Annotated in this window: 9 protein-coding genes; 3 read left to right on the top strand and 6 right to left on the bottom strand. The window is 72.8% G+C overall.

Annotation, left to right across the window (positions count from 1 at the left end; genetic code table 11):
- Nucleotides 1-880, top strand: an 880-nt coding sequence (locus ACK8OX_RS23185; protein WP_430666639.1) for a dihydrolipoamide acetyltransferase family protein, incomplete at its 5' end; no start/stop codon positions are given.
- A 15-nt stretch (nt 881-895) separates the two neighbouring features.
- Here ACK8OX_RS23185 and ACK8OX_RS23180 read toward each other — a convergent pair.
- Together ACK8OX_RS23180 and ACK8OX_RS23175 are read right to left on the bottom strand one after the other, a co-directional pair.
- Entirely contained in the window at nt 896-1,591 is a 696-nt protein-coding gene (locus ACK8OX_RS23180) for a GntR family transcriptional regulator (RefSeq protein ID WP_430666638.1), read from the bottom strand.
- A gap of 102 nt (nt 1,592-1,693) precedes the next feature.
- Nucleotides 1,694-2,695, bottom strand: a complete 1,002-nt coding sequence (locus ACK8OX_RS23175) for an NAD-dependent epimerase/dehydratase family protein (RefSeq protein WP_430666640.1) — start codon at nt 2,693-2,695, stop codon at nt 1,694-1,696.
- 233 nt (nt 2,696-2,928) lie between these two features.
- Between ACK8OX_RS23175 and wecB the strand changes: the two genes are divergently transcribed.
- Together wecB and wecC are read left to right on the top strand one after the other, a co-directional pair.
- Nucleotides 2,929-4,074 (top strand): non-hydrolyzing UDP-N-acetylglucosamine 2-epimerase, encoded by a 1,146-nt coding sequence (gene wecB / locus ACK8OX_RS23170; protein ID WP_430666637.1) that lies wholly within the window; start codon nt 2,929-2,931, stop codon nt 4,072-4,074.
- A complete protein-coding gene (gene wecC / locus ACK8OX_RS23165) occupies nt 4,071-5,321 on the top strand; it encodes a UDP-N-acetyl-D-mannosamine dehydrogenase (RefSeq protein ID WP_430666636.1) in 1,251 nt (416 codons plus the stop codon). Before wecB ends, wecC begins: the two co-directional genes overlap by 4 nt.
- Nucleotides 5,322-5,451: 130 nt before the next feature.
- Here the strand turns inward: wecC and ACK8OX_RS23160 are convergent, their stop codons facing one another.
- From ACK8OX_RS23160 to ACK8OX_RS23145, 4 genes are read right to left on the bottom strand one after another with little or no spacing between them, the layout of a single operon-like run.
- A complete protein-coding gene (locus tag ACK8OX_RS23160; RefSeq protein WP_430666635.1) occupies nt 5,452-6,087 on the bottom strand; it encodes a DUF4142 domain-containing protein in 636 nt (211 codons plus the stop codon).
- A gap of 38 nt (nt 6,088-6,125) precedes the next feature.
- Complete coding sequence (locus tag ACK8OX_RS23155; RefSeq protein WP_430666634.1) at nt 6,126-8,054, bottom strand: nitric oxide reductase activation protein NorD; 1,929 nt, start codon at nt 8,052-8,054, stop codon at nt 6,126-6,128.
- Nucleotides 8,055-8,068: 14 nt separating this feature from the next.
- Complete coding sequence (locus tag ACK8OX_RS23150; RefSeq protein ID WP_430666633.1) at nt 8,069-8,896, bottom strand: CbbQ/NirQ/NorQ/GpvN family protein; 828 nt, start codon at nt 8,894-8,896, stop codon at nt 8,069-8,071.
- Nucleotides 8,893-10,242, bottom strand: coding sequence for a cbb3-type cytochrome c oxidase subunit I (locus ACK8OX_RS23145; protein ID WP_430666632.1), 1,350 nt, complete (start codon nt 10,240-10,242; stop codon nt 8,893-8,895). The genes ACK8OX_RS23150 and ACK8OX_RS23145 overlap by 4 nt, the downstream gene beginning before the upstream one ends.
- Between the last annotated feature and the right edge of the window lie 10 nt (nt 10,243-10,252).

Genomic DNA, 10,252 nt, shown 5'->3' with positions numbered 1-10,252 from the left:
CGCGGCGACGCGCCCGCCCCTCGCCTCCCCCGCCGTGCGTGCCCGCGCGCGCGACCTCGGCCTCGACCTGCGCGCGGTCCGCGGCACCGGGCCGGACGGGCAGGTCCTGCATGCCGACCTCGATGCCCTGCTGCGCGGCGGCGCGCGGCCCACGGTGCGCGCCGAGGCCGAGGGAGTGGAGGAGGTGCCCGTGACCGGCCTGCGCCGGCGCATCGCCGAGCGCATGGCGGAGGCGACGCGGCGCATCGCCCATTTCTCCTATGTCGAGGAAGTGGACGTCACCGCGCTGGAGGCGCTGCGGGAGGCGCTGAACGCGGAAGGCGCCGCGCAGGGAAGCCCCCGCCTGACCCCCCTGCCCTTCCTCGTCCTCGCGGTGGCGCGGGCGGTGGCCGACGTCCCGCAGGTGAACGCGCATTACGACGACGCGGCGCAGGTGATCCGCCGCCACCGGGCGGTGCATGTCGGGATCGCCACCCAGGCGCCGGGCGGGCTGATGGTGCCCGTGCTGCGCCATGCGGAGGCGCGCGGGCTGCGGGACTGCGCGGCGGAGATCCGGCGTCTGGCGGAGGCGGCGCGCGGCGGGTCGGCGACGCGCGACGAACTCGGCGGGTCCACCATCACCGTCACCAGCCTCGGCGCGCTGGGCGGCATCGCCAGCACGCCGGTGGTGAACCCGCCGGAAGTGGCGATCATCGGCGCCAACCGCATCGCCGTGCGGCCCGTCTGGCAGGACGGCACCGGCTTCGTCCCGCGGCGGATGATGAACCTCTCCTCCAGCTTCGACCACCGCGTGGTGGACGGCCACGACGCCGCCGCCTTCGTCCGGCGCGTCAGGACGCTGCTGGAGACGCCGGCGCTGATCTTCCTCGACGGCGGGTGACGGCTGAGAGCCGCCTCAGGCGGTGACCTCGGCCGGGGAGATGCCGGCGGGCATGGTCAGGCGCAGGGCGACATCGCGGTCGGCGCGCAGATGCGCGCGCATCAGCGTCTCCGCCGCGTCCGCGTCCTGGCGCAGGATGGCGGCGATGATCGCGCCGTGCTCGCCGAGCGCCGGCTCCACCCGCCCGTGGCGCAGCGTCAGCAGGCCGAAGCGGTGCACCTGGTCGCCCAGCAGCCGCATGATCTGGCCGAGCCGGCCGTTGCGCGCCAGCTCGATCACGCGCGCATGCATCAGGACGGAGGCGTCGTAGGCGGCGCGCAGGCGCCCTGCCGCGGCGTGGCGCAGCGCATCCTGGTGGTCGGCATCGAAGCCGGCCCGGTCCTCGGGCCCGGCGCGCTCCGTCGCCAGGCGGACGGCGAAGCATTCCAGCTGCTCGCGCAGCTGGTAGACCTCGATGATGTCGCGCATCGACAATTCGCTGACGATGATGCCCCGCTGCGGCAGGATGCGCACCAGCCCGCTGCCGGCCAGTTCCCGCAGCGCCTCGCGGATCGGGGTGCGGCTGATCTGCAGCTCGTCGGCAAGCTGCCCTTCCGAAATGAGGCTGCCCGGCGCGTAGCGCGAATCCAGGATGCCCTGCTTGATGGCCGAAAGGGCGCGTTCCCGGAGGTTGGGGGGCAGGTCGCCCCGGCGTGAGGTTCTGTTGCCCATCCCGCTCCCGCGCCGGCAGATCGCGGCCCGCAGCGAGGCAGTGGCCGAACAACATGTATACCAGTCGTGCGCCGGCAGGTAAAGTCCGCCGCGGCCCGCTGCCTACAGGCCGTGATAGGCGCGGAACCAGGCCACGAAGCGTTCCACCCCGACCGAGACCGGCGTGGCGGGCCGGTAGCCGGTCAGCGCCTCCAGCAGCTCGGCGCTGGCCCAGGTCCGCGGCACCTCGCCGGGCTGCATCGGCAGGAGGTTGCGCGCGATGGGCCGGCCGACGCAGCGCTCGATCTCGGCGATGAACTCCAGCAGGCCCACGGGATGGCCGCCGCCGATGTTGACCATCCGATAGGGCGCGACAGGGCTTAGGCTGTCGAAGGCGCCGACCGGCCGGCCGCGTTCGGGCACGGCGGGGACCAGGCGCATCACCGCCTCCACCAGGTCGTCCACATAGGTGAAGTCGCGCTCCATCCGGCCGTGGTTGTAGACGTCGATCGGCGCGCCCTTCAGCGCGGCCTCGGTGAACCTGAACAGCGCCATGTCCGGCCGCCCCCAGGGCCCGTAGACCGTGAAGAAGCGGAAGGCCGTGATCGGCTGGTTCCACAGATGCGCGTAGCAATGGCCGACATGCTCGGTGGCGAGCTTGGTGGCGGCATAGATCGTCAGTGGCGTCGCCGCGCGGTCGGTCTCGCGGAAGGGCATGTCGGTGTTGGCGCCGTAGCCGGAACTGGTGGACGCCATGAGGAGGTGGCGCACCGGGCGCCGCCGGCAGGATTCCAGCAGGTTGAAGGTGCCGACCACATTGGCCGACACATAGGCCTCCGGATGGTCGAGCGAGTAGCGGACGCCGGCCTGCGCCGCGAGGTGGATGACGACCTCCGGCCGTTCCCGCTCCACCGCCGCGTCGGTGGCGGCCATGTCGGCGAGGTCGAGGACATGCGCGCGGAAGGCCGCGGATTCGGCCAGCATGGCATGGCGCCGCTGCTTCAGCCGCACGTCGTAGTAGGGCACCATGCTGTCGATGCCGGCCACCTCGTGGCCCTCGTCCAGCAGGCGGCGGCTGACATGGTAGCCGATGAAGCCGGCACTGCCGGTGACCAGCACCTTCACGCGGGTCGTCTCCCTGGACTGCGGCCGGAGGGGCCGCGGCACGGGCGCGGCAGGCTGCGGCGGGCAGATATGTTCCGCCCGCCGGGATGGGGCAAGGGCGGCCCCGCCCCATCGACGGCCCGGGCGGAGGCGTGTATGCCGGCCGGACCGATGCGGTCCGGATACAGCCAGGGCCGCCGGCGCGCCTGCGGCCACGATGGCGGCGCGCGCGGCGCGATCGAGAGGGACACCCGATGAGCTCGCGAGCCTCCCCGCCACGCGTCATGGTGGTCTTCGGCACCAGGCCGGAAGCCATCAAGATGATGCCGGTGCTCGCCGAGCTGCGCCGCCGGCCGGGCCTCGCCGCGATCGGCTGCTCGACCGGGCAGCACCGGGAGATGCTGGACCAGGTCCTCGACGCCTTCGGCGAGAGCTGCGACGTCGATCTCGGGCTGATGTCGCCGGGCCAGACGCTGCCGCAGCTGACCGCGCGGGTCATCCTGGCGATGACGGAGGTGTTCGAGAAGGAACGCCCCGACATGGTGCTGGTGCATGGCGACACCACCACCGCCATGGCCGCCGCCATCGCCGCCTTCTACGCCCGCGTCGCCATCGGCCATGTCGAGGCCGGGCTGCGGTCCTTCGACCTGACCCGCCCCTGGCCGGAGGAGTTCAACCGCGTCGCGGTGGACGCCATCGCCGACCTGATGTTCGCGCCCACCGAAAGCTCCGCCGCCAATCTCCGCGGCGAGTACAACCGCCGCGGCCGCGTGCTGGTGACGGGCAACACCGGGATCGACGCGCTTCTCGGCATGGCCGCGCGGCTCGACGGCAATGCGGAGCTGCGCGCGCAGGTGGCGGCGGGGCTGCCGGCCCTTGCGCCCGGCAAGCGTCTCGTCGTCGTCACCGGCCACCGGCGGGAGAGCTTCGGGCCGGGCTTCCAGCGCATCTGCGATGGACTCGCGGCCATCGCGGCGCGGCCGGATGTCGAGATCGTATACCCCGTCCACCTCAACCCCAATGTCCGCGACGTCGTGCTCGGGCGGCTCGGCGGGCAGGCGAACATCCACCTCATCCCGCCGGTCGGCTATGCCGAGATGGTGTTCCTGATGAAGGCCGCCGCGGTGCTGGTGACCGACAGCGGCGGCATCCAGGAGGAGGGGCCGGCGCTCGGCAAGCCCGTGCTCGTCATGCGGGACGTGACGGAGAGGCCCGAGGCGCTGACGACGGGCGTGGTGAAGCTGATCGGCACGGACCCTGCGCTGATGCAGGCGGAGGTGGGGCGGCTGCTCGACGACGCGGCGGCCTATGCGGCCATGGCGCGGCCCGTCTTCCCCTATGGCGACGGCCAGGCGGCGCGGCGCATCGCGGATGCGATCGAGGAGTGGGCCGGGCGATGAGCAGGGTCTGCGTCGTCGGCCTCGGCTATATCGGCCTGCCCACCGCGGCGATGCTGGCCAGCCGCGGGCACGAGGTCATCGGCTGCGACATCTCGGACCGCGTCGTGCAGCTGGTCAATTCCGGGCAGTCGCATTTCCGCGAACCGGACCTCGACATGCTGCTGGCGGCGGCGGTGCAGACCGGGCGGCTGCGCGCCCAGACGCGGCCGGCGGAGGCGGAGTATTTCATCCTCGCCGTGCCGACGCCCTTCCGCGACGGGCACCGCCCCGACCTCACCTATGTCGAGGCCGCGGCCGACAGCATCGCGCCCGTGCTGTGCGCGGGCGACACGGTGATCCTGGAGAGCACCTCGCCCGTCGGGACGACGGAGCTGCTGGCCACCCGCATCGCCGCGGCGCGGCCGGACCTGGTGATGCCGGTGCGCGGCGAGCCGGCGCCGGACGGATGCATCCACCTCGCCCACTGCCCCGAGCGCATCCTGCCCGGCAGCATGGTGCGCGAGCTGGTGGAGAACGACCGCATCATCGGCGGGATGAGCGAGGATTGCGGGCCGAAGGCCTTCGCGCTCTACGACAGCTTCGTCAAGGGCCGGGCCTTCATGACGGATTGTCGCACGGCCGAGTTCGTGAAGCTGACCGAGAATGCCTTCCGCGACGTCAACATCGCCTTCGCCAACGAGCTGTCGCTGATCTGCGACCGGCTCGGCATCGATGTGTGGCACGCGATCGACCTGGCGAACCGGCACCCGCGGGTCAACATCCTCCAGCCCGGCGCGGGGGTGGGCGGGCACTGCATCGCGGTCGATCCCTGGTTCATCGTGGACAGCGCGCCCGAACAGGCACGACTGATCCGCATGGCGCGGGAGGTGAACGACGGCAAGCCGCACCGCGTGGTGCAGCAGATCCGCGACCATGCCGAGCGTTTCCGCGCGCCGCGCGTCGCCTGCTACGGCGTCACCTACAAGCCCGACGTGGACGACCTGCGGGAGAGCCCGGCGGTCGAGATCGTGCAGGAACTCGCCAAGGCCGGCGACATCGAGGTGCTGGTCTGCGACCCCTGGGTGGACGCGCTGCCGCCGCAGGTGGCCACGCTGCCGAAGGTACGGCTGGTAGATGCGGAGACGGCGCGCCGGCAGGCCGACATCGTCGCCTTCCTGGTCGGCCACCGGCAGTTCCGGCGGCTCGACCGCAAGCTGTTCCTGAACAAGATCGTGGTCGACGCGGTCGGGCTGATGTCGCGGGAGTGACGCGCCCGGTCATCTTCGATGACCGGTCGTCTGTTTTTTTCCCCTCGATCGCCGGCGCGGCCATCAGGCCGCTCGGCCAGCTTCGCTGGCCGCAGGTCAGGACAGGGGCGCGGCTGGCGCGGATCGCGCGTCAGCGCGGCGGGCCGGCGCCGGGGCCGTATTGCGGGGGGTTCGCCAGCAGCCCTTGCGGCGGCGCGAGCCCGTGGCGGGCGCCGAGCCGGACGGCGGCGGCGAAATCCTCCTGCACGCCGACCAGGGTGGTGATCGCGAAGCGGCCTAGCTCGCGGCTCGTGCTGTGCGAGGCCTGGGTCTGGTACAGCTCGACCAGCACGGGATGCACCTCGATCTGCGTGGCGAGGAAGTCGCGCGCGGGTTCGGCGCCGGGGGCGGCGGCGCGTTCCAGCCGGCGCAGCGCCTCCGCCACGCGCCCGCCAGGCGCCTCGCCGTCCAGCCCCGTCGCGCCTGCCCCACCTTCCCCCTGCACGAGGGCGGCGATGCGGCCGCCGAGGTCGCGGTGGCGCGCCGCGAGGGCGGTGGCGAAGCCGCGCGTCTCCTCGTCGCCCGCCGCCTGCGCGGCGCGCGCGGCGGCTTCGGCCTGCGCGGCGCTGAGCGCGGCGGCGTCGCGCAGGAAGCGGCGGTCGTCGAGCGGCAGGCCCTGGCCGGGCTGGGGCGGCAGGCGCGGCGTGGGATCGGGGCGGAGATTCGCCTGCGCCAAGGCAGCCCCGGCGGGGGCGGCCGCGGCGAGGAGGAAAGCGCGTCTCAGCATCGTGTCGGACCTTTCCGCAGGATCGCGCGCCCGCCGCGTCACGCGACGACCTGCCGGTAGATCGCCGGCAGGGCGGTGGGCAGGCGGGAGATGTCGGGGAACATGGCGTAGGCGCCGGGGCCGAACAGATAGGGGATGTAGTCCCGCGCCTCCCGGTCCACCGTGATGCCGAACACCTTCGTGCCGGCGCGCCGCGCCTCCCGGATGGCGCGGCGCGTGTCCTCCACGGCGTAGCGGCCTTCGTAGTGGTCGGTGTCGTTCGGCTTGCCGTCGGTCAGCAGCAGCAGCAGGCGGTGCGCGCGGGGCCGTTCGGCCAGGCGGCGCGCGGCGTGGCGCAGCGCCGCGCCCATGCGCGTGTAGTGGCCGGGCCGCAAGGCCCCGATGCGCCGCACCACCGTCTCGTCCAGCCCCTCGTCGAAGTCCTTCACCGTGCGCAGCCACACCGCGTCCCGCCGGCGGGAGGTGAAGGTGAACACCGCATGTTCGTCGCCGCAGGCATCGAGCCCGCCGACCAGCGCGAGCAGCGCCTCCTTCTCCACGTCCAGCACGCGCCGGTCCTCGATCCAGCTGTCGGTGGAGAGCGAGACGTCGACCAGCACCGCCACCGCCAGGTCGCGCTGGTTGGTGCGGGCGGCGCTGTAGAGCCGGTCGCTGCCGGGCGCGCCGGCGCGGCGGTCCGCCAGGGCGCGCACCACGGCGGAAAGGTCCAGCTCCTCGCCATCCGGCTGGGCGTGCAGGATCTGGCGGCGCGGGCGCAGCGCCTCGAACTGGCGGCGGACGCGGCGGATGCGGCGGCGCGTTGCCTCGTCGGGCTGCCAGGGCTCGCCGCCCTCGGTCGGCGCGGGCTCGGCGATGACGCGGCAGTGGTCGCGGTGGTAGGCGCCGCGCGTGTGGTCCCATTCGGGGTAGAGATGGAGCGAGGGCGCGAGCGCCGCCGTCGCGATCGCCTCCGAGGGCAGGTCGAGCTCCATCCTGAGCCGCGTGGCCGCCCGCCGCTGGTGCTGGCCGACCGCGATCTCGTCCAGGTCGTCGGCCGCCTTGCGTGCACCTTCCTCGTCGTCATCCTCGACCGCGCGGGCGAGGTTCATCATCTCGGCCAGGCCGATGATCGTCTCGAACCTGTTCAGCAGCAGCGGGTCGCGGCGGCGGGTCTGGTCGTTGCCGCGGCGGCGGGCGCGGCGGCGGCGCGCATCGGCCGCGGCGGCGTCCCCGCCGCGCTCCTCCTCGGCGCCCTGCTCGCGCCGTGCGGGCGCCTGGGCGGCCACCACCTCGCCCCAGAGCGGCACGGGCAGGAAGGGGCGGTAGCGCCGCGGCGCGCGGAAGCGGTCGGACGGGACGGCGGGGTCGAGCATCGCCGTGGCGTCCGGCGGAAGGGAATCCGGCGCGCCGAGCAGGGCGAGGACCGCGGCCTCCACCGCCGCCTCCATCCGGGGCAGACGGCGGCGCGGGCGCGCGGCGCGGAGCGCGGCGGCAAGATGGGCGTGATGCCCGCTCAGGCCGGGCCAGGCCGCGAGGATGCGTGCCGTCGCGGCCCCCGCCGCGCGCAGCCGGGCGATGTCGGCCAGGAGCGGGTCCGCCGGCACGGGCGCGGCCGGGCCGGCGGCGGCGAACCAGGCGGCGAGCCATTCGTACAGCGCCTCGTTCCCCGCGCGGTCGGGCAGCAGGTCCAGCGCGGCGGGCAGCTCGAGCGTCGCGCCGTCGAAGCGCGCCGTCTCCAGCTTCTCCGCCTCGCCGAGGCCGAGGCGCTGGCGGAAGGACAGGCGGTGGCCGGAGACGGCCGCGCCGGCGGCCATCAGCCGCGCCCCGCGGTCGCCGCCGAGCGCGCGGAACATCACGCCGAGCCGGGTGCGCATCGCGTCGAGCCGCACCGCGGCATCGGGGTGGTGCGCCCAGCTCGCGGCGCCGCCAACCAGGCGGTGCCATTGCTGGCCGATCGTCTCCTCGGGCTCGAAGAAAGGGAAGGCCATCGCCTGGCGCCCCTTCAGCCGAGCGTGATCTCCGCGACGCGGAGCAGGGCCTGCTTCACGTCCGGATCGTCGGAGAGGGGTTCGATCATCGCGGCGCGGATGGCCTGGGCGGGCTTCATGCCGGCGGCGACCAGCGTGGCGCAGTAGACCAGCAGGCGGGTCGAGACGCCCTCCTCCAGGTCCTGGCCCTTCAGGTCGCGCAGCGCGCCGGCCAGCCGCACCAGCGGCACGCAGCGGTCGCGCGCCAGGCCGCTTTCCTGCGCGACGATCGTCGCCTCCGCCTCCGGCGGGGGAAAGCCGAAGTCGAGCGCGAGGAAACGCTGGCGCGTGCTGGGCTTCAGCCCCTTCAGCACGTTCTGGTAGCCCGGGTTGTAGGAGACGACGAGCATGAAGCCCGGCGGCGCCTCCAGCACCTCCCCGGTGCGTTCCAGCGGCAGGACGCGGCGGTCGTCGGTCAGCGGGTGCAGCACGACGGTGACGTCCTTGCGCGCCTCCACCACCTCGTCGAGGTAGCAGATCGCGCCTTCGCGCACCGCGCGGGTCAGCGGCCCGTCGGTCCAGACCGTGTCGCCGCCCTTCAGCAGGTAGCGCCCGGTCAGGTCGGCGGCCGTCAGGTCGTCATGGCAGGCGACGGTGTAGAGCGGGCGGCCGAGCCGCGCCGCCATGTGCGCGACGAAGCGCGTCTTGCCGCAGCCGGTCGGGCCCTTGAGCAGCAGCGGCAGGCGGTGGCGGAAGGCGTGCTCGAACAGCGCGACCTCCTGCCCCGTGGGCGCGTAGAAGGGCACGGCGCCGGGTGGCGCCGCATCCGGCGCCACCCCTTCCCTCGCGGTGGCCGCGCTCATTCGGCGGGCTGCGGCGCGGTGGACATGCTGGCCGGGCGCTCCTCCCTCGCCGGGCCGAGCACCGCCCAGACGAAGAGCAGCGCGCCGAGCAGGACGAAGGCGCCGGAGCCGAAGCGCATCCAGTAGAACAGGGTGAGCTGTTCCTGCACCTCCATGTAGGTCATGCCCATGACGCGCTGGAGATGGACCTGCACGACGCCGCCGAAGGTCAGCGTGACCGCCATGAAGACGACGGCGGAGGTGGTGATCCAGAAGCTCCACATGTTGAGCACCTGGTTGTAGGGCTGCAGGCCGCGCAGATAGGGCATGGCGTAGGTGATGACCGCGAGGTTGATCATCGCGTAGGCGCCGTAGAAGGCGAGGTGGGCATGCGCCGCGGTGATCTGCGTGCCGTGGCTGTAGTAGTTCACCCAGTGCAGCGTGTGCAGGAAGCCCCAGACGCCCGCGCCGAAGAAGGCGCCGACCGTGCAGCCGAGCGACCACAGCAGCGCCGCGCGGTTCGGATGGTCCCGCCGGCCGCGCCAGACCATGGTGAAGGCGAAGACCACCATGGCGAAGAAGGGCGCGATCTCGAGCGTGGAGAAGAAGCTGCCGATGGGCTGCCAGTAGCCCGGGGCGCCGATCCAGTAGTAGTGGTGACCGGTGCCGAGCAGGCCGGAGAACAGCGCCAGGCCGACGATGGCGTAGAGCCACTTCTCCACCACCTCGCGGTCCACGCCGGTCATCTTGATGACGAGGAAGGCGAGGATGGAGGCCATGATCAGCTCCCACACGCCTTCCACCCAAAGGTGGATCACGTACCACCAGTAGAGCTTGTCGACCGCGATGTTCTCGGGGTTCCAGATCGCGAAGAGCCAGAACACCGCGACGCCGACCATGCCCAGCAGCAGGACGCTGGTGATGGCGGTGCGACGGCCCTTCAGGATCGTCATGCCGATGTTGTAGAGGAAGATGCCGGCGACCACGACGATCGCCCACTTCACCCAGAGCGGCTGCTCGAGGAATTCGCGCCCGCCATGGATGCCCATGAGGTAGCCGCCCACCGAGGCGAGCGCGCCCACCATCAGCAGCGCGAACTGGACATAGGCGAGCATCGGGCTTTCGATGTCGCGCTCCGCCTCCTCCGGCACGAGGTAGTAGGCGGCGCCGAAGAAGCCCATCAGCAGCCAGACCACCAGCGCATTGGTGTGGACCATGCGCAGGATGTTGAAGGGCAGCGTCTCGGCCAGGAAGTTCGGCATGGCATAGACCGCGCCGGCGAGCAGGCCGAACAGCACCTGCACGATGAAAAGGAGGAGCGCCCCGATGAAGTAGACTCGGGCAACGCCCTGGCTTGCGTATTTCATGTGCTTCCGA

The sequence above is a fragment of the Falsiroseomonas sp. CW058 genome (genome assembly GCF_050563535.1).
In the GTDB taxonomy this organism is placed as follows: domain Bacteria; phylum Pseudomonadota; class Alphaproteobacteria; order Acetobacterales; family Acetobacteraceae; genus Falsiroseomonas.
The sequence above is the reverse complement of the archived record's forward strand: the minus strand, read 5'-3'. Positions and strand labels throughout refer to the sequence as shown.